Below are 17,966 nucleotides of genomic sequence, written 5' to 3'. Positions count from 1 at the left end.
CTTTTGCAAAAATCACGCAAAAGAAGTCTCACTTTATTATAGTCTATCCAAAAAAGAGTCGTAAATAGGGATATGAGAGAATAATATTTGTCAAATCGCGATGAATTGGCTAACATGAAAGAGGAAGGAATAAGAGGTGACTAGTATGGAAGCAAAAACGATGAAAGATATGCAGAAGGAAGTAGATGCATATATCGGTCAATTTAAAGAAGGTTATTTTAGTCCGCTTGCAATGATGGCTCGTTTAACGGAAGAAATGGGAGAGCTTGCAAGAGAGGTTAATCATTATTATGGTGAGAAACCGAAGAAAACGACTGAGATAGAACGCAGTATTGAAGAAGAGCTTGGAGATGTATTATTTGTTATGATTTGTATGGCAAATAGTTTAAATATTGATTTAGAAACAGCGCATAACATTGTAATGGAAAAATTTAATACACGTGATAAAGATCGCTGGACACGTATTGATGAGGGAGAGAAAGAATAATGAAAGAAATTAAAGTAATTATCGCTGGACCAAGAGGGCGTATGGGACATGAAGCAGTCCTTCTAATGGAAAGAACAGCGCATTTCAATTTAGTAGCAGCAATTGATTATAAGCATGGCGGAGAAAAAATTTCTGATTTACCTGGAATGCCAGCGCTAGATGCACCTATTTACGCGGATTTACATACTTGTTTAGATGAAGTAGAAGCAGATGTATTGTTAGATTTAACAACACCAGAAATTGGAAAGAAACACGTGACACTTGCAGTTGAACGTGGACTTCGATCTGTTATTGGTACAACTGGATTTACTGAAGAAGAACTAAAGCAATTAACAGAAAATGCAAAAGAAAAAGAAGTAGGAACAATTATCGCTCCAAACTTTGCAATTGGTGCAGTTCTTATGATGAAATTTTCACAAATGGCAGCGAAGTACTTCCAAGATGTTGAAGTAATTGAATTACACCATGACCAAAAATTAGACGCACCATCAGGTACGGCTGTAAAAACAGTAGAATTAATCCGTCAAAATCGTGTACCAAAAGAGCAAGGACACCCTAATGAAACAGAACAATTAGAAGGAGCACGTGGTGCAAATGTAGACGGTATTCACATTCATAGCGTACGTCTACCAGGGCTTATTGCACACCAAGAAGTCATGTTCGGTGGAGATGGACAAATGTTAACAGTTCGTCATGATTCATTCAATCGTGCATCATTTATGTCAGGTGTAAAACTATCAATTGAAACAGTAATGAACCTTGATCATCTTGTGTACGGTTTAGAAAATATTATCGACTAAAGGGGAGACAACGGATGAAAATTGCCTTAATCGCACATGACAAAAAGAAAGATGATATGGTTTCGTTTGCGTACGCATATAAACCAATCTTTGAAAAACATGAACTTTTTGCAACAGGAACGACTGGCCTTCGTATTATGGAGGCAACTGGTTTAGTTGTAACAAGATATCAATCTGGTCCTCTTGGTGGCGACCAAGAAATTGGTGCTATGATTGCAAAAAATGAGATGGATATGGTGATTTTTTTCCGGGATCCACTAACAGCGCAGCCGCATGAACCTGATGTCAATGCGTTACTTCGTTTATGTGATGTATATGCCATCCCGCTAGCAACGAATATGGCAAGTGCTGAAATGCTAATGCATGCATTAGAGCGGGGAGATTTAGATTACCGAAAGTTAAGAAAATGAGGGGAACAATTATGAGTGGATTACATATATTAGCGTTTGGTGCTCATGCCGATGATGTTGAAATCGGCATGGCAGGTACCATTGCAAAGTATACGAAGCAAGGATATGAAGTAGGTATTTGCGATTTAACAGAAGCTGATCTTTCTTCAAATGGAACGGTAGAACTAAGAAAAGAAGAAGCAAAGGCTGCAGCTCGTATTATGGGAGTAAAAACGAGAATTAATTTAGCAATGCCAGACCGTGGTTTGTATATGAAAGAAGAATATATACGTGAAATTGTAAAGGTTATTCGTACATATAAACCGACGCTAATTTTCGCACCATATTACGAAGATCGTCATCCAGACCATGCTAATTGCGCGAAACTTGTGGAAGAAGCTATCTTCTCAGCGGGAATTCGTAAATATATGCCTGAGATTTCGCCGCACCGTGTAGAGTCTTTTTATAATTATATGATTAATGGTTTTCATAAACCGAATTTTTGTATAGATATTAGTGAATACCTTTCTAAAAAGGTGGAGGCGTTAGAAGCGTATGAAAGTCAGTTTTCAACAGGAAGTGATGGTATTAAGACGCCATTAACTGAAGGTTACGTTGAAACAGTAATTGCTCGTGAGAAGATGTTTGGGAAAGAAGTTGGAGTGATGTATGCCGAAGGATTTATGAGTAAGAAACCGGTTTTATTACATGCTGATTTAATAGGGGGATGTAAATGAGATTGAAAATAGGTATTACATGTTATCCTTCTGTAGGTGGTTCTGGTGTTGTTGGAACGGAATTAGGAAAGCAATTGGCGGAACGTGGGCATGAAATTCATTTTATTACATCGGGTGTACCATTCCGGTTAAATAAAGTATATCCAAACATTTACTTTCACGAAGTAGCAGTAAATCAATATTCAGTATTTCAATATCCACCTTACGATTTAGCGTTAGCAAGTAAAATGGCTGAGGTTGCTCAAAGAGAAAATCTTGATATTTTACATGTGCATTATGCAATCCCTCATGCTATTTGTGCATATTTAGCAAAACAAATGATTGGAGAGCGCATTAAAATTGTTACAACCTTACATGGAACAGATATTACTGTGTTAGGTTCCGACCCTTCGTTAAATAATTTAATTCGCTTTGGTATTGAACAATCTGATGTAGTTACTGCTGTGTCACATTCGTTAATTGAAGAAACGAATGAACTTGTAAAACCAGATAAAGAAATTGAGACGGTATACAATTTTGTAGACGAACGTGTGTATTTCAAACGTGATATGTCTCAATTAAAAAAAGAATATGGTATACGAGAAAATGAAAAAGTGTTGATTCATATTTCAAATTTCCGAAAGGTTAAGCGTGTACAGGATGTTGTGCAGTCATTTGCCAAAATTGTAAAGGGAGTAGATGCGAAATTGCTTCTTGTTGGGGATGGACCAGAGTTCTGTACTATTTTACAATTGGTGAAAAGTTTACATATTGAGGAACGTGTCTTATTCCTAGGAAAGCAAGATAATGTTGCAGAGCTTCTTGCGATGAGTGATTTAATGCTGCTTTTATCAGAAAAGGAAAGTTTTGGTCTCGTTATATTAGAAGCGATGGCGTGTGGTGTGCCTAGTATCGGAACGAGGGTTGGGGGCATTCCAGAGGTCATTCAACATGGTGAAACAGGATACATATGTGAAGTTGGAGATACAGATGGAATAGCTAAGCAAGCAATTCAACTACTAGAAAATGAAGAACTTCACCGTAATATGGGGGAGCGGGCGATGAAATCTGTATATGAGCAGTTTCGTTCGGAAAAAATCGTTTCACAGTATGAGGCGATTTATTATGACATACTAAGGGATGACAAGAATGAAAAGATTTAAAAAAGCTAGTTCAATTATTGAGATATTAAAACAGCACGGACATGAGGCTTACTTCGTTGGTGGAAGTGTACGCGATCTTATTATCGATAGACCGATTGGAGATATTGATATCGCAACATCTGCTTTACCAGAAGAAGTAATGGCTATTTTCCCAAGAAATGTTCCGGTTGGTCTTGAGCATGGAACTGTAATTGTTGTAGAAAATGGTGAACCGTATGAGGTAACTACTTTTCGAACAGAAAGCGAATATGAAGATTTTCGGAGACCTAGTAGTGTTCAATTTGTCCGTTCATTAGAAGAGGATTTAAAACGACGTGATTTCACGATGAATGCAATTGCAATGACAGAGGAAGGCGAAATGATTGATTTATTTGCTGGGCAAGAAGCGATTCGTCTGAAGGAAATTACAACGGTTGGAGATGCTGCAGACCGTTTTCAAGAAGATGCACTGCGAATGATGCGTGGTATTCGGTTCGTAAGTACGTTAGGTTTCTCGTTAGAAACAAAGACGAAACAAGCAATTGAAACGTATGGGCATTTGCTCGAACATATAGCGATTGAAAGAATTACAGTTGAGTTCGAAAAGTTATTGACGGGTACGTATTGTGTGAAAGGGCTTCAAGAATTGGTAGAAACGAAGCTATTTTCTCATCTGCCATATTTACAAATGTCAGAAGAAAGACTCTTGAAAGCTACGCAGTATAAATGGGATTCTTTTGAAACAGACATTGAGGCGTGGGCATTTTTCTTATATTGTATCGGAGAAGAGCATCCATCTGTTTTTTTACGTCAATGGAAGTTCTCGAATAAAAAGATTAAGGATATTGTAGCGGTTTTATTAGCAATTCGTTCTAGAAAGGAGAAGGAATGGGATACAGTCCTTCTTTATAAAACTGGAATTCACATCGCTGAAATGGCGGAAAGAGTATATGAAGCGATAATAGAAAGTTATAATAGCGCGTCTGTTAAGCAAGTACAATCATTATTTCATGCATTGCCGATAAAAAATCGTCAAGAAATGAATGTGACTGGTAATGATTTATTAAGCTGGGCAGATAAAAAGCCAGGTCCGTGGGTTGCCGAAATACTTCAAAACATTGAAGAAGCAATCGTACAAGGAGATTTAGTCAATAAGAAAGAGAATATAAGGGAGTGGCTAGAAAAATGCAATCTACTATAAGAAAGCAGTTATTGCAAGTTTTTTCTGAAGCAGATGGTGAATTTGTATCTGGTCAAACACTTAGTGATAAACTTGGTTGTTCTAGAACTGCTGTATGGAAGCATATGGAGGATCTTCGTAATGAAGGATATGAACTCGAAGCTGTACGCCGCTTAGGTTATCGAATTGCTAGTAAACCAGATAAGGTAACTGCTAATGAAATTCAATTAGGATTACAAACAGAGCGTATAGGTAGAACGGTTTATTTTGAAGAATCAGTTGAATCTACTCAGCATATTGCAGCAAGGCTTGCTTATGAAGGGGCAGAAGAAGGAACAATCGTCGTTGCAGAAGAACAAACAGCAGGTAGAGGGCGTTTAAGTAGAAAATGGCATTCACCAAAAGGGACTGGAATTTGGATGAGTATTATATTGCGTCCATCTATTCCAGTTCATCATGCACCACAGCTTACTTTATTAGCAGCTGTTAGCGTGGCGCAAGCAATTGAAAAATGTACGGGTGTGGATGTAGGGATTAAATGGCCAAACGACATTTTAATTCAAGGTAAAAAAGCTGTCGGTATATTAACGGAGATGCAAGCTGATCCTGATAAAATTAATGCTGTAATTATGGGGATAGGTATTAATGCAAATCAAAAACAAGAGCATTTTGATGAGGAAATTCAGCACATTGCAACTTCGTTAGCCATTGAGTCAGGGAAGCCAATTGTTCGTGCGGAACTTATGCAACAAATCTTTTTACAATTAGAAAAATTGTATGAAGAGTATTTAAAAAATGGTTTCTCTGTTATAAAAATTCTTTGGGAAAGTTACGCAATAAGTATCGGAAAAGAAATTACGGCTCGAACGATGAAGCAAACGATTAATGGATTAGCAAAAGGGATTACAGAAGATGGTGTATTGATGCTTGAGGATCATCAAGGACACGTACATCACATTCATTCTGCGGATATAGAAATTAAGTAAAAGAAGTTCCTATTTTGGAGCTTCTTTTTGTCATTTAGACATTTGTAAATTTCACATACCGTAATCAGAATAGAAAATTATTTTTTCAAAAAAATGTAGCAATTCCTTTTCAGAGTTTGCTATAATTAGTTCGAATATGGGCAGTATCAAAGCGAACTGCACCATTATTTTACGCAGTATGAAAAAATAATACTTTGGATTCTGCCTTGATCCAATAACGGACTGGGACAGAGGGATGAATAATGCCGACTAACACACAACCCTTCTGCCCTTTTATGGCCAGAGGGGTTTTTTATATGATTTCGGCCATCTCCTCTCTCCTGCATAAAGGAGGAGTAGTTTTTGAAAACAAAAACAGATTTTTTGAAAATGAAAGAGCAAGGTGAGCCGATTACAATGCTAACGGCGTATGATTATCCGTCTGCTAAATTAGCAGAAGAAGCTAAAGTCGATATGATTTTAGTTGGTGATTCTCTAGGAATGGTTGTACTTGGATATGATTCAACAGTTCCAGTAACAGTAGAGGATATGATTCATCATACGAAAGCTGTACGCCGCGGCGCGAAAGAGACGTTTATTGTAACTGACATGCCATTCATGTCGTATCATATCTCATTGCAAGATACGATGGTTAATGCACGTCGCATTGTTCAAGAGAGTGGTGCACATGCATTAAAGGTAGAAGGTGCTGGAGAAGTGATATCAACTATTCACTACTTGACGAATGCGGGCATCCCCGTTGTGGCGCATTTAGGCTTAACTCCTCAATCTGTAGGAGTGCTAGGTGGATATAAAGTACAGGGGAAAGATGCTGAAAGTGCAAAAAAATTAATAGAAGACGCAAAAAAATGTGAAGAAGCTGGTGCGATAGCACTTGTGTTAGAGTGTGTGCCAATGCAATTAGCAGAACTTATTTCAGCGCAAATAACAATTCCTACAATTGGAATTGGAGCAGGACAAAAAGTAGATGGGCAAGTTCTTGTATACCATGATCTTATTTCGTACGGCGTAAATCGTGTTCCGAAATTTGTGAAGCAATATACGTCTGTTCAAGAGGAAATTGTGCGAGGGATTTCGCAATACGTTACTGAAGTAAAGACAGGGCAATTTCCTGAAGAAAAACATTCATTCACAATGAAAGAGGAAGAATGCTTAGCGTTATACGGAGGAAAACAATAATGAAAATCATAACTACAGTGCAAGAGATGCAACAAATTACAAACGAACTTCGTACAAGTGGAAAAAGCATCGGTTTTGTCCCGACGATGGGATATTTACACGAAGGGCATGCTACTTTATTACGTAAGGCAAGGGAAGAAAATGAAATTGTAGTTTTAAGTGTATTTGTAAACCCACTACAGTTTGGACCGAACGAAGATTTAGATCGATATCCACGTGATATTGATAGAGACGAAAATGTAGCAAAAGAAAATGGTGTTGATTATTTATTTTATCCGAGTGTAGAAGAGATGTATCCAGCAGAACAAACGACAACAGTAGAAGTTGTGAAGCGTACCGACGTATTATGTGGCAAACAAAGACCTGGTCATTTCGCTGGTGTTGCGACTGTACTAATGAAACTATTTAATATCACATTGCCAACACGTGCTTATTTCGGTATGAAAGATGCACAGCAAGTCGCTGTCATTGAAGGGTTTGTCGCTGATTTTAATATTCCAGTTACGATCGTACCAGTGGATATTGTAAGGGAAGAGGACGGATTAGCGAAGAGTTCTCGTAATGTGTATTTATCACAAGAAGAGCGTGAAGAGGCTCCTCATTTATACCGCAGTCTATGTATAGCGAAAGAAAAAATTGAGGCAGGCGAACGTAATTCAGAAATCATTACAACTCTTGTACAAGAGTATATTGAGACATATACGAAAGGCACTGTAGATTATGCTGATTTATATGCATATCCTTCACTACAAGTAATGGATAAAATTGAAGGACGAATCATTTTAGCAATTGCAGTTAAATTTGAGAATGTACGATTAATTGACAATATAACATTAACGGCTAAATAAGGGGGAGCATCTATGTTTCGCACAATGATGAGAGCGAAGTTACATCGCGCAACAGTAACAGAAGCAAATTTAAATTATGTAGGTAGTATTACAATTGATGAAGATTTAATGGATGCAGTAAATATTGTAGAAAATGAAAAAGTACAAATTGTAAATAACAATAATGGTGCTCGCTTAGAGACATATGTTATTAAAGGAGAACGCGGTAGTGGTGTTGTTTGTTTAAATGGTGCAGCTGCAAGGCTTGTACAGCCAGGGGATAAAGTTATTATTATTTGCTATGGTTTAGTGGCAGAAGAAAATGTTCATAAACAAGAGCCAAAAATTGCAGTGTTAGACGATGATAATCAAATTATTGAAATGTTAGGTGCTGAAAAAGCGGGCACGATATTATAAGTAGGAAGGCTATCTCTATTCTGGAGATAGCTTTTTTGTGCATCTTTTCATTAAGATGAGATAAAACGTGGTATAGTAACATTATATAATTTTGTGTTTGATAGGTAAGAAATTGAGGTGTTACATATATGAGTAAGCGTTATGTCGTTGTTGATTTAGAGACGACAGGGAACTCCTGGAAGGATGGGAAGGATAAAATCACCCAAATTGCGGCTGTTGTAGTGGAAGATGGAGAGATATTAGAGATTTTTTCATCTTTTATTAATCCGAAGAGAGAGATTCCACCATTTATTACAGAATTAACAGGGATTGATGAGAGTTTGGTTAAGCAAGCCCCGTTATTTCAAGATGTAGCCCCGATGATTGTTGAGCTATTACAAGGTGCAGCTTTCGTTGCACATAACGTTCACTTTGATTGGAATTTTTTAACGGAAGAATTAAGGCAGGCTGGATATACAGAAGTACATTGCCCAAAAGTTGATACAGTTGAGTTGGCGCAAATTCTTTTGCCGACAGCTGATAGTTATAAATTACGTGATTTAGCTAAGAAACATGAACTAGAGCACGATCAACCACATCGTGCGGATAGTGATGCTCTTGCAACAGCGGAATTGTTTATACAATTTTTAAATGAAATCGAAAAGTTACCGCTTGTCACGTTGCAATCGCTTTATGAATTAAGTGATGTTTTCCAAAGTGATATAGCTGATGTGCTTTCTGAAAATATTTTAAAGAAAATGATGCATGGTAAAGAAAGGGCAGAGGGGTTTGAAGTGTATCGAAATATTGCGCTTCGAAAGCGGAATTATTCTTTAAGTCTCAGTGAAACATACCCATCTAAATTTGATGTTTTCTTACATAAGACAATGGATAAACTTGAGTTAAGTATGCCAAAGTTTCAAAAAAGAGAAAGCCAACAGATTATGATGAAGGAAATATATACAGCGCTAAGAGATTCTAGGTTTTCACTTATTGAAGCAGGAACAGGTACCGGAAAGACTCTTGCATATTTACTTCCAAGTATTTATTTTGCAAAGAAAAAAGAAGAACCTGTCATTATAAGTACACAAACTGTACAACTGCAACAACAAATACTAGAAAAAGAAATACCGTTATTGCAGAAAATAATGTCATTTTCATTTGAAGTAGCTCTTTTGAAAGGAAGAAAGCATTATCTTTGTCTACACAAATTTGAATATGCTTTGCAAGAGGAAGAGAAAAATTATGATATGGCGCTCACAAAGGCAAAAATTTTAGTATGGTTATTGCAAACGGAAACTGGCGATCGTGATGAATTAAATATTCCTGAGGGCGGCAAGTTACTTTGGAACCGTATTTGTAGTGATGTACATAGTCCAGGCGGGATGCAAAGCAACTGGTATAGTCGTTGTTTTTATCAAAGAGCAAATAATAAAGCGTTATTTGCAGATATCGTTATTACAAATCATGCTTTATTATTTCAAGATTTTTCAAGTGAAGAACCACTGTTTGCTTCATGTGAACATATTATTTTTGATGAGGCTCATCATATCGAGGAAGCGGCGAGTAGAACATTAGGTGAACAGTTCTCATGCATGTATTTTCAATTAGCTTTATCTCGTCTTGGTACGCTAGAAACAGATGATGTACTTTCTAAAGTATATAAAATGATGAAAAAATCAGAGCAAGCATCTCGTTCGACTTTCCGTATGGTGAGTCATAGTTTGAAGGAATTGAAATTTGATGCGGATGAACTATTTCAAATGTTACGGACTTTCGTATTTAAACAAACAAAGCAGGAACAAGGGATGAGCAATATGCCGCTCATTTATCGATATAACACGGAAGTAGAGACAGGTAAGTTATGGGATAGCATTACCGAGTTAACAAATCGATTTGTGTATGATGTAAGAAAATTATTGACTACACTTGAGAAGCAAGTTGATATATTGCAAAGTAAATTAGAATGGGAGATGCATGTCGTTACAGGTGAATTTATGCATTTAATTGAGTTGTTGAGAAAGATGGCACAATCTTTACAATTACTCATTTTAGAAAAGAATTCATACGTGACATGGATGGAGACTGAAACGAAGGGAACGATTCATTCAACAGTTTTATATGCGCAGCCTGTTCATATTGGTGAAAGATTTGCTGATGAATTTTTAACACAGAAAAAGAGTGTTATTTTCACATCAGCAACGTTAACAGTTAATGATTCATTCGACTATATAAAAGAGGAGCTAGGTTTACATGATTTTGCTCCCAATACATTAAAGGTTCCATCACCATTCCGTTTTGAAGAGCAAATGAAATTAATGGTTTCAACGGATGTACCTTTTATTAAGAAAGCAAGTAATGAAGAATATATTGAGTCTATATCGGCACATATTGCGAAAATAGCGAAAGCTACAAAAGGTAGAATGCTCGTTTTATTCACTTCGTATGAAATGTTGAAAGAAGCGTATACGAATTTGAAAAATGATGAGACATTAGAAGGATATTTATTATTAACGCAAAGTGTGAATAATAAGAGCCGAAGTCGTCTAATCCGCAAATTCCAGGAGTTCGACAAATCGATTTTGTTAGGAACAAGTAGTTTTTGGGAAGGGATAGATATACCTGGAGATGCCCTGAGTTGTCTTGTCATTGTCCGTCTTCCTTTTACCCCTCCTCATCAGCCGATGATGGAAGCAAAAGGAGAGTGGTTAAAAAATCAAGGAGAAGACGTATTCGCTAAGTTGGCGCTCCCGCAAGCAATCTTGCGTTTCAAACAAGGATTTGGTCGTCTTATTAGAACAAATACAGATACGGGAACTGTATTTGTATTAGATCGTCGTTTGACAAGCTCTTCTTATGGAAAACGTTTTTTACAATCAATCCCAACTGTCCCGCTCTATGAAGGTCCTCTAGAAGAATTGTTAGAACAATTAAAGGAACGGCCAAATGAATAAAATTGGAATAAAAATACGCCTGAAGTACATTTAAACTTCAGGCGTAAAAAATGTGGGTAGGAGGAATTTTATTTTTCTTACTTCTTGTATACAAAATGTATCGGTTTTCGACTTGAAACCTTTTTTTGCTGTACATGTCCTGCTATAATAGATGGGTGATGAAGCAGGGGTTGTAAAGAATGTACTCTTATTGTAACCGCATTGCGTTCTTCTATAATTAGAAATTTTTGTGTAACGGAGGAGTTTTTTCATGGATAAGAAAATCGAAGTCCTATCAACGACGCGTATTAAATATTCGTCTGACTTGTATAAAATCGTTGATAGTTTGAATCGTACGTTAAAAGAGCAGGACCTCATGTTCGGATTAGCATTAGACGAAAAAGATAAAGAAACAGCTGTATTTACGATTTACAGAACGTAGTGATACAATGAAAAAGTGGATCTTTGCAATCGTTATCGTAATCGTTGCTAGCGGAATATATGGGGCGTATGTTTATAATAAAGCAATGGAAAAGAAAATCCCTAAAGAGGCAAAATCTGTAGAAATTGCAAAAGAAAAGGCAAAGCTTACAAAGGTAAAATCTGTGGATTATTATAACGGAGAATCTTCATATACAGTCGTACAAGGTACAGATGAAAAAGGAGAACAACTTATCGTTTGGGTGCCTGAGAAAAAAGGGGAAACTATAGTAAGGAAAAAGAGCGAAGGTATTTCTGAAAAAGATGCTTTACAAAGAACGATTGAACAAGTCGGAGATGAAAGTAAAGAACCCAAAAGTAAGCCGAAAGAAATTTTAAAAGCAAAATTAGGCTTTGAAAACAATATACCATTATGGGAAGTTACATATATTGATGATGACAATCGTTATAGTTACTACTATCTTGAATTTAAAGATGGGAACTTTTTAAGACGATATAGCATTGAAAAATAGATGTAGGGGGAACTACAAATGAAATTAGCAAAGCGAGTAGCTGCTTTAACACCATCTGCAACTTTAGAAATTACAGCAAAGGCACAAGCATTAAAAGCAGAAGGTCATGATGTAATTGCATTAGGAGCAGGAGAACCTGACTTTAATACGCCAGAACATATTATGGATGCTGCGCATAAAGCGATGTTAGAAGGACATACGAAGTATACACCAACAGGTGGATTACAAGCGTTAAAACAAGAAATTGTGAAGAAGTTTACTCGTGATCAAGGAATTGCGTATGATCCATCTGAAATTATTGTATGTAATGGTGCTAAGCATGCATTATATACATTATTCCAAGTGTTACTTGATGAAGGAGATGAAGTTATCATCCCAACTCCTTATTGGGTAAGTTATCCTGAGCAAGTAAAGCTTGCTGGTGGTAAGCCAGTTTATGTAGAAGGTCTAGAAGGCAATGAGTACAAAATTACAGCAAAGCAGCTGCGTGGGGTAATTACAGAGAAAACGAAAGCAGTTATTATTAATTCACCGAGCAATCCAACAGGGATGATTTACAGCAAAGAAGAATTGCAACAGCTTGGAGAAGTATGTTTAGAGCATGATATCTTAATCGTTTCAGATGAGATCTATGAAAAATTAATTTATGGTGATGCGGAATATACTTCAATTGCCCAGCTTTCTAATGCATTAAAAGAACAAACACTTATTATTAATGGTGTATCTAAATCACATTCTATGACAGGTTGGCGTATTGGATATGCAGCAGGAAATAAGCAGCTTATTAAAGCGATGACGAACTTAGCGAGTCATAGTACGTCAAACCCTACTTCAATTGCTCAATACGGTGCAATTGCTGCGTATGCAGGCTCACAAGAACCTGTAGAAACAATGCGTCAAGCGTTTGAAGAAAGATTGAACATTATTTATGATAAATTAATTCAAATTCCTGGTTTCACTTGCATTAAGCCACAAGGTGCTTTTTACTTATTCCCAAATGTAAAAGAAGCCGTAGCATTAGCTGGGTATGATACAGTTGATGAGTGGGCAAAAGCATTATTAGAAGAAGAAAAGGTGGCTCTTGTTCCAGGTACAGGATTTGGTGCACCAAATAACGTTCGATTATCGTATGCGACATCTCTTGAGCAAGTTGAGAAAGCATTAGAACGAATTCATACGTTCATGAAAAGTAAAGTACAGGCTTAATCGTCTGTTTCTTGTAGTAAATGGCAAAAAACCTCCCTATATATAGGGAGGTTTTTTTGACGAATTGTGGCAAAAAGAAATGGCTAAAGGTGTGTTATACTAGAAAGCGAGGTGTTTGGTGATGAAAAAGAAAATGATGTTACAATGGTTTGAACAGGGAAGCATAGCGATTCCTAAATTGCTTATGATGCATTATAAAAAGCTAGGTTTAAATGAGACGGAATTTATGGTAGTACTTCATGTACACACATTTTTAGAATCAGGTAATTCGTTCCCGACTCCTTCAGAGATTTCAGAACGGATGACGATAACAGAAATGAAATGCATGGAAGTGATTCAGACTTTAATCCAAAAAGGTTTTTTAGCACTAGAAGGTGGACGAAGATCTGAAGCGATGATGTGTGAAAGTTATTCTTTACAACCACTGTGGGAAAAAATATTGCACTTTTTAATGAATGAATCTATAGAGGAAGAGCAAAAAGAACAAAAACAAATTCAAGTAAATTTATATACAGTATTTGAAAAAGAATTCGGAAGACCACTTTCGCCATTTGAATGTGAAACATTAGGGATGTGGGAAGATCAGGATCAACACCATCCGAATTTAATTCAAGCGGCTCTTCGTGAAGCTGTTATGAGTGGTAAACTTAATTTCCGGTATATTGATCGTATTTTGTTTGAGTGGAAAAAGAACGGAATTAAAACGGTAGATCAAGCGCAAAATCAAGGCCAGAAATTTAGAGCGAATCAACAACGCACACAACAAACGACAAAACAAGAGACGAAATTTACTGGGAAAGTGCCTTTTTATAATTGGTTGGAGCAGTAGTGTAGGAGGAAAGATATGTTGAACAAAACGCAAATTCGTTATTGTTTAGATACAATGGCGGATATGTATCCAGAAGCGCATTGTGAATTAATTCATGATAATCCATTTGAACTTGTAATCGCAGTGGCATTATCTGCACAATGCACAGATGCACTTGTGAATAAAGTGACGAAAAACTTATTTCAAAAATATAAAACACCAGAAGATTATTTAAGTGTGTCTTTAGAAGAATTACAACAAGATATACGTTCCATTGGATTGTTTAGAAATAAGGCGAAAAATATTCAAAAATTGTGCCGGATGTTACTAGATGATTATAACGGGAAAGTTCCAGAAGACCGTGACGAGCTGACGAAATTACCAGGAGTAGGGAGAAAGACAGCGAATGTAGTTGTTTCGGTAGCATTTGGAATTCCAGCGATTGCTGTTGATACGCATGTAGAGAGAGTGAGTAAGCGGTTAGCAATTTGTAGATGGAAAGATTCTGTGTTAGAAGTGGAAAAGACATTGATGAAGAAAATTCCAATGGATGAGTGGGGAGTTACACACCACCGTATGATTTTCTTTGGACGTTATTACTGTAAGGCGCAGCGACCACAATGTGAAGAGTGTCGATTACTAGAAATATGTCGTGAAGGAAAGAAACGAATGAAGGGGAAATAAAGGATGGAGCGAGTTATAGAGATATCGAAAGAGTTTCGGTACGTACCATTTTTTAAAAAGAATGCAAATTCGATTACGTATAATACAGACCAGTCTTTTGAAGAAATAATACAAAATACTTACTTTATATTTGATATTGAAAGACAATATGAGCCGTGGAATGAAATTGAAACAAGTATTCCGGCAGTGTTAAATGTATGGAAAAGCAGGCATGAAGAAATTGCGACACTATTTCGAAACCGAAAAAAACAAGAAGCTGAGTACCCGATGATTCTTTTTGCAGCACACTTGCTATCGGTTGTATATTGGCTAAATGAGAAGCCTGTTCATAGTTTGAATGAGATGCAAGTAAATACGAATGAATTGGAAGCACAACCTGTTAATTTTGTAGAAAGATACTCATTTATTATAAAGAAACCGAGTAATTATCATTCATATATTCAATTAGCACAGCTGTATATTGAAATAGAAAAGCTACATGTTAAGAAAATGATAACAAAAAAGAAGTCCTTTTCTCGTTAAGAGTAAGGACTTCTTTTTTGTTATTAAGACTCTGATGTAACAACATCTCCGTCTGCGTGAGGTGTATCTCCTCCGGTATTCTGTTGGTGCTGTTCTTCTTCAGCTTTTTTTCTAGCTTCTTCGTCAGCTTTTCTCTTAGCTTCTTCGTCAGCTTTTTTCTTAGCTTCTTCGTCAGCTTTTTTCTTAGCTTCTTCGTCAGCCTTCTTCTTAGCCTCTTCTTCAGCAGCTTTCTTTTGAGCTTCTTCTTGCTGTTTACGTTGTTGTTCTTGCTGCTGTTGTTGTTGCTGTTGCTGCTGCTCTTGTTGTTTACGCTGATCTTCATCAGCTTTTTTCTTAGCTTCTTCTTGTTTTAGTTTATCTTCATTGGCTTTTTTCTGGGCCTCTTCGTCAGCCTTTTTCTTAGCTTCTTCATCAGCCTTCTTCTTAGCCTCTTCTTCAACTTTTTTTGCATCTGGAGTTCCGCCAGGCGCAGTGAATGATGCGTCAATTGCAGGACTTGTTCCAGTCCCCTTTTTCGCTACTACAGAGAAGCTGTAAGTAACACCTGGTTTAATACCACCAAGAGTAGCAGTCGTACCGCTTACTGACAAGCTACCACTAGAACCGTCAGTAGCTTTATAGCTTGCTGCGTATGCATCAACATTTGATGATGGTCCAGACCAGTTCAGTGTCACTGTGCTAGCTCCATCGAAAGCTACATTAAGACCACTAGGTGGATCTACTTTAATTTGTTTAATTGCATCTTTCTTCGCACCTTTTACATATAACTCTCCGTTTATTTCTTGAACAGAAGAAGGACGTTCAAAACGAGAGTTATCTGTAGCGAATTTGCTCATCATTACTTGGAACATTTGCTGTGCAATTCTAGTATAACGATCACTAATGTAGTTTTCTGGGCCATTTTTTTCGTAACCAGTCCATACTGCCATTGTATATTGCGGTGTATATCCAGCGAACCAGCTATCTCTGTTTGCATCAGCTGGAATACCGTATTCTTTTATAACGTCTTCGTCAAAGTTTTGTGTACCTGTTTTACCTGCTACGTCAATACCTGAAACGTATGCTGTTGGACCTGTACCACCAGAACCAGGTTTTACTACGTCACGAAGAACGTCAGTCACCATGTAAGCTGTATAGTCGTGCATTGCACGTTGTTCTTTCGGTTTAAAGTTTTTCTTTTTCCCGTCTGGGAAGATGACTTCTTTTACGAAGTGAGGCTTATTATACACACCGTCATTGCCAAATGCGGCATACGCCCCAGCTACTTGTAATGGAGAACTATCGTTACTACCAATTGCTGTTGATTCAAATGTTTTGCCGTCTTTAAATGTCATGCCCAAGCCTTCAGAAAACGCTTGTGACTTAGGAAGACCAACCGCTTGAGCTGTTTTTAAAGCCGGAATGTTTAATGATTTTTTCAGTGCTTCACGTAGTGAAACGTCACCTTTATAACTATTTGTTGCATTTCGTATTTTTTTACCATTGGAATACGTATACTCTGAGTCATTTAATTGATGGTATGTAGACCATTGTAAATTCTCAATTGCCGGACCATAGTCGAAAATTGGTTTCATTGTGGAACCGACTTGGCGTTTTAAATCAGTGGCCATATTATGACCTTTGAAAGTAGACTTACTTTCTTTACGCCCAGCTCCAATTGCTCGAACTTCTCCAGATTGTGTATCCATAAATACGAATGATCCTTGGAATTGATCGTTTGGATACTTAATAAGATTGCCATCCATAATTTTTTCAGCATAATCTTGAGCATCTTGATCAAGTGTTGTATGAATCGTTAAACCATCTGAACCGATATTTACATCCGGATATTCTTTTTCCACTTCTTTTACAACCGCATCTAAAAATGCTTGGTACTTCATTTCAGTCACTTCTGAAGATGGAAGAAGTCCTTGTGTTACAGGGATTTGCATTGCGTCATTCATTTCTTGTTTCGTTATATACCCGTGTCGATTCATTAAAGATAATACGATATTACGACGTTTCGTTGCTCGCTCAACGTTTTCTTCTTTTGTTGGATCATAAATGTTAGGACCTTGGGGTAAACCAGCGAGCATCGCAGCTTCATGTAATTGTATGTCTTTTAAATCTTTACCATAATATTTTTTTGCAGCTGTTGAAATACCATAAGAGCGATTACCTAAGTTAATCTTATTTAAGTACATTTCTAAAATTTCATGTTTTGAGTACTGTTGCTCTAACTTATAAGATAAGTACCATTCCTGCACTTTTCTCTTTGCAGTTTTGTCCATCGTTAGAAAATAGTTTTTAACTACTTGCTGTGTAATCGTACTACCACCTTGTGAGCCAAAGCCACCAGTGACATTTTCCATAATTGCCATTCCAGTACGTTTAAAATCAATTCCATCATGCTTATAGAAGCGAGCATCCTCAGTCGCAAGGAATGCACTTTCAATTACTTTGGGAATTTGATCGTAAGTAACATGGGTTCGTTTTTCAGCACCGTATTCATAGAAGAAATTCCCGTTTTTATCAAGGAATTTTGTTGATAAAGGATTGACAAGTTTTGATTTGTCTAATTTCGGAGCGTCCTTTACCATAACAAAGAAAGCCGAAACGCCAGCTACGAGGCCGACGATACCAAGAAGTAGACAACCTATAAGGAATTTCTTAAAAAAGGAACCTTTTTTCTTTGGCTTTTCTTCTTTATGAGTTTCTTTCGTTTGATTTTTTACATGATTTCGTTCTGTACGAGAACGATAATTATCTGACATTATAC

Annotated in this window: 18 protein-coding genes; 17 read left to right on the top strand and 1 reads right to left on the bottom strand. The window is 37.0% G+C overall.

What is annotated here, in order from left to right:
• Positions 1 to 145 precede the first annotated feature (145 nt).
• From Q3V31_RS03610 to Q3V31_RS03530, 17 genes are all read left to right on the top strand, one after another.
• On the top strand, positions 146 to 487 hold the full coding sequence (locus Q3V31_RS03610) for a nucleotide pyrophosphohydrolase (protein ID WP_000387646.1): 342 nt from the start codon (positions 146 to 148) through the stop codon (positions 485 to 487).
• The gene (gene dapB, locus Q3V31_RS03605; RefSeq protein ID WP_000658792.1) at positions 487 to 1,287 is read left to right on the top strand and encodes a dihydrodipicolinate reductase; all 801 of its coding nucleotides are present in this window, start codon (positions 487 to 489) and stop codon (positions 1,285 to 1,287) included. Before Q3V31_RS03610 ends, dapB begins: the two co-directional genes overlap by 1 nt.
• Before the next feature lie 14 nt (positions 1,288 to 1,301).
• On the top strand, positions 1,302 to 1,697 hold the full coding sequence (gene mgsA, locus Q3V31_RS03600) for a methylglyoxal synthase (protein ID WP_000684753.1): 396 nt from the start codon (positions 1,302 to 1,304) through the stop codon (positions 1,695 to 1,697).
• A gap of 11 nt (positions 1,698 to 1,708) precedes the next feature.
• Complete coding sequence (bshB1, locus tag Q3V31_RS03595) at positions 1,709 to 2,413, top strand: bacillithiol biosynthesis deacetylase BshB1 (protein WP_000015676.1); 705 nt, start codon at positions 1,709 to 1,711, stop codon at positions 2,411 to 2,413.
• Entirely contained in the window at positions 2,410 to 3,555 is a 1,146-nt protein-coding gene (gene bshA, locus Q3V31_RS03590; protein WP_001237358.1) for an N-acetyl-alpha-D-glucosaminyl L-malate synthase BshA, read from the top strand. The genes bshB1 and bshA overlap by 4 nt, the downstream gene beginning before the upstream one ends.
• Positions 3,542 to 4,735, top strand: coding sequence for a CCA tRNA nucleotidyltransferase (locus Q3V31_RS03585; protein ID WP_000819496.1), 1,194 nt, complete (start codon positions 3,542 to 3,544; stop codon positions 4,733 to 4,735). The genes bshA and Q3V31_RS03585 overlap by 14 nt, the downstream gene beginning before the upstream one ends.
• The gene (locus Q3V31_RS03580; RefSeq protein ID WP_001192070.1) at positions 4,720 to 5,700 is read left to right on the top strand and encodes a biotin--[acetyl-CoA-carboxylase] ligase; all 981 of its coding nucleotides are present in this window, start codon (positions 4,720 to 4,722) and stop codon (positions 5,698 to 5,700) included. Before Q3V31_RS03585 ends, Q3V31_RS03580 begins: the two co-directional genes overlap by 16 nt.
• Before the next feature lie 342 nt (positions 5,701 to 6,042).
• A complete protein-coding gene (gene panB / locus Q3V31_RS03575) occupies positions 6,043 to 6,879 on the top strand; it encodes a 3-methyl-2-oxobutanoate hydroxymethyltransferase (protein ID WP_000853120.1) in 837 nt (278 codons plus the stop codon).
• The gene (gene panC / locus Q3V31_RS03570; protein WP_000692370.1) at positions 6,879 to 7,727 is read left to right on the top strand and encodes a pantoate--beta-alanine ligase; all 849 of its coding nucleotides are present in this window, start codon (positions 6,879 to 6,881) and stop codon (positions 7,725 to 7,727) included. Before panB ends, panC begins: the two co-directional genes overlap by 1 nt.
• Before the next feature lie 12 nt (positions 7,728 to 7,739).
• Positions 7,740 to 8,123 carry an aspartate 1-decarboxylase gene (gene panD / locus Q3V31_RS03565; RefSeq protein ID WP_000490180.1) on the top strand — a complete coding sequence of 128 codons (384 nt, stop codon included), beginning with the start codon at positions 7,740 to 7,742 and terminating at the stop codon, positions 8,121 to 8,123.
• A gap of 128 nt (positions 8,124 to 8,251) precedes the next feature.
• On the top strand, positions 8,252 to 11,056 hold the full coding sequence (gene dinG / locus Q3V31_RS03560) for an ATP-dependent DNA helicase DinG (protein ID WP_329762491.1): 2,805 nt from the start codon (positions 8,252 to 8,254) through the stop codon (positions 11,054 to 11,056).
• A 250-nt stretch (positions 11,057 to 11,306) separates the two neighbouring features.
• A complete protein-coding gene (locus Q3V31_RS03555; protein WP_000358352.1) occupies positions 11,307 to 11,477 on the top strand; it encodes a YpmA family protein in 171 nt (56 codons plus the stop codon).
• 7 nt (positions 11,478 to 11,484) lie between these two features.
• Complete coding sequence (locus Q3V31_RS03550) at positions 11,485 to 11,988, top strand: cell wall elongation regulator TseB-like domain-containing protein (protein WP_000758748.1); 504 nt, start codon at positions 11,485 to 11,487, stop codon at positions 11,986 to 11,988.
• Positions 11,989 to 12,006: 18 nt separating this feature from the next.
• A complete protein-coding gene (gene aspB, locus Q3V31_RS03545; protein ID WP_329762440.1) occupies positions 12,007 to 13,194 on the top strand; it encodes an aspartate transaminase AspB in 1,188 nt (395 codons plus the stop codon).
• 121 nt (positions 13,195 to 13,315) lie between these two features.
• A complete protein-coding gene (dnaD, locus tag Q3V31_RS03540) occupies positions 13,316 to 14,023 on the top strand; it encodes a DNA replication protein DnaD (protein WP_000728546.1) in 708 nt (235 codons plus the stop codon).
• A 15-nt stretch (positions 14,024 to 14,038) separates the two neighbouring features.
• Positions 14,039 to 14,686, top strand: a complete 648-nt coding sequence (gene nth, locus Q3V31_RS03535; protein ID WP_000933020.1) for an endonuclease III — start codon at positions 14,039 to 14,041, stop codon at positions 14,684 to 14,686.
• A gap of 3 nt (positions 14,687 to 14,689) precedes the next feature.
• Positions 14,690 to 15,208 (top strand): YpoC family protein, encoded by a 519-nt coding sequence (locus Q3V31_RS03530; RefSeq protein WP_329762437.1) that lies wholly within the window; start codon positions 14,690 to 14,692, stop codon positions 15,206 to 15,208.
• A gap of 23 nt (positions 15,209 to 15,231) precedes the next feature.
• Here the strand turns inward: Q3V31_RS03530 and Q3V31_RS03525 are convergent, their stop codons facing one another.
• Positions 15,232 to 17,961 carry a PBP1A family penicillin-binding protein gene (locus tag Q3V31_RS03525; protein WP_329762435.1) on the bottom strand — a complete coding sequence of 910 codons (2,730 nt, stop codon included), beginning with the start codon at positions 17,959 to 17,961 and terminating at the stop codon, positions 15,232 to 15,234.
• Positions 17,962 to 17,966: the final 5 nt, after the last annotated feature.

The sequence above is a fragment of the Bacillus nitratireducens genome (assembly GCF_036320425.1).
GTDB lineage: Bacteria > Bacillota > Bacilli > Bacillales > Bacillaceae_G > Bacillus_A > Bacillus_A nitratireducens.
Note: the sequence above shows the minus strand (reverse complement) of the source record. Positions and strands in the feature narration are given on the sequence as shown.

What these genes read in the sequence shown, in the direction of transcription:
- Q3V31_RS03610 (WP_000387646.1), top strand. Translation starts at nt 146, where the DNA reads ATGGAAGCAAAAACGATGAAAGATATGCAGAAGGAAGTAGATGCATAT.
- dapB (WP_000658792.1), top strand. Translation starts at nt 487, where the DNA reads ATGAAAGAAATTAAAGTAATTATCGCTGGACCAAGAGGGCGTATGGGA.
- mgsA (WP_000684753.1), top strand. Translation starts at nt 1,302, where the DNA reads ATGAAAATTGCCTTAATCGCACATGACAAAAAGAAAGATGATATGGTT.
- bshB1 (WP_000015676.1), top strand. Translation starts at nt 1,709, where the DNA reads ATGAGTGGATTACATATATTAGCGTTTGGTGCTCATGCCGATGATGTT.
- bshA (WP_001237358.1), top strand. Translation starts at nt 2,410, where the DNA reads ATGAGATTGAAAATAGGTATTACATGTTATCCTTCTGTAGGTGGTTCT.
- Q3V31_RS03585 (WP_000819496.1), top strand. Translation starts at nt 3,542, where the DNA reads ATGAAAAGATTTAAAAAAGCTAGTTCAATTATTGAGATATTAAAACAG.
- Q3V31_RS03580 (WP_001192070.1), top strand. Translation starts at nt 4,720, where the DNA reads ATGCAATCTACTATAAGAAAGCAGTTATTGCAAGTTTTTTCTGAAGCA.
- panC (WP_000692370.1), top strand. Translation starts at nt 6,879, where the DNA reads ATGAAAATCATAACTACAGTGCAAGAGATGCAACAAATTACAAACGAA.
- panD (WP_000490180.1), top strand. Translation starts at nt 7,740, where the DNA reads ATGTTTCGCACAATGATGAGAGCGAAGTTACATCGCGCAACAGTAACA.
- dinG (WP_329762491.1), top strand. Translation starts at nt 8,252, where the DNA reads ATGAGTAAGCGTTATGTCGTTGTTGATTTAGAGACGACAGGGAACTCC.
- Q3V31_RS03555 (WP_000358352.1), top strand. Translation starts at nt 11,307, where the DNA reads ATGGATAAGAAAATCGAAGTCCTATCAACGACGCGTATTAAATATTCG.
- Q3V31_RS03550 (WP_000758748.1), top strand. Translation starts at nt 11,485, where the DNA reads ATGAAAAAGTGGATCTTTGCAATCGTTATCGTAATCGTTGCTAGCGGA.
- aspB (WP_329762440.1), top strand. Translation starts at nt 12,007, where the DNA reads ATGAAATTAGCAAAGCGAGTAGCTGCTTTAACACCATCTGCAACTTTA.
- dnaD (WP_000728546.1), top strand. Translation starts at nt 13,316, where the DNA reads ATGAAAAAGAAAATGATGTTACAATGGTTTGAACAGGGAAGCATAGCG.
- nth (WP_000933020.1), top strand. Translation starts at nt 14,039, where the DNA reads ATGTTGAACAAAACGCAAATTCGTTATTGTTTAGATACAATGGCGGAT.
- Q3V31_RS03530 (WP_329762437.1), top strand. Translation starts at nt 14,690, where the DNA reads ATGGAGCGAGTTATAGAGATATCGAAAGAGTTTCGGTACGTACCATTT.
- Q3V31_RS03525 (WP_329762435.1), bottom strand. Translation starts at nt 17,961, where the DNA reads ATGTCAGATAATTATCGTTCTCGTACAGAACGAAATCATGTAAAAAAT.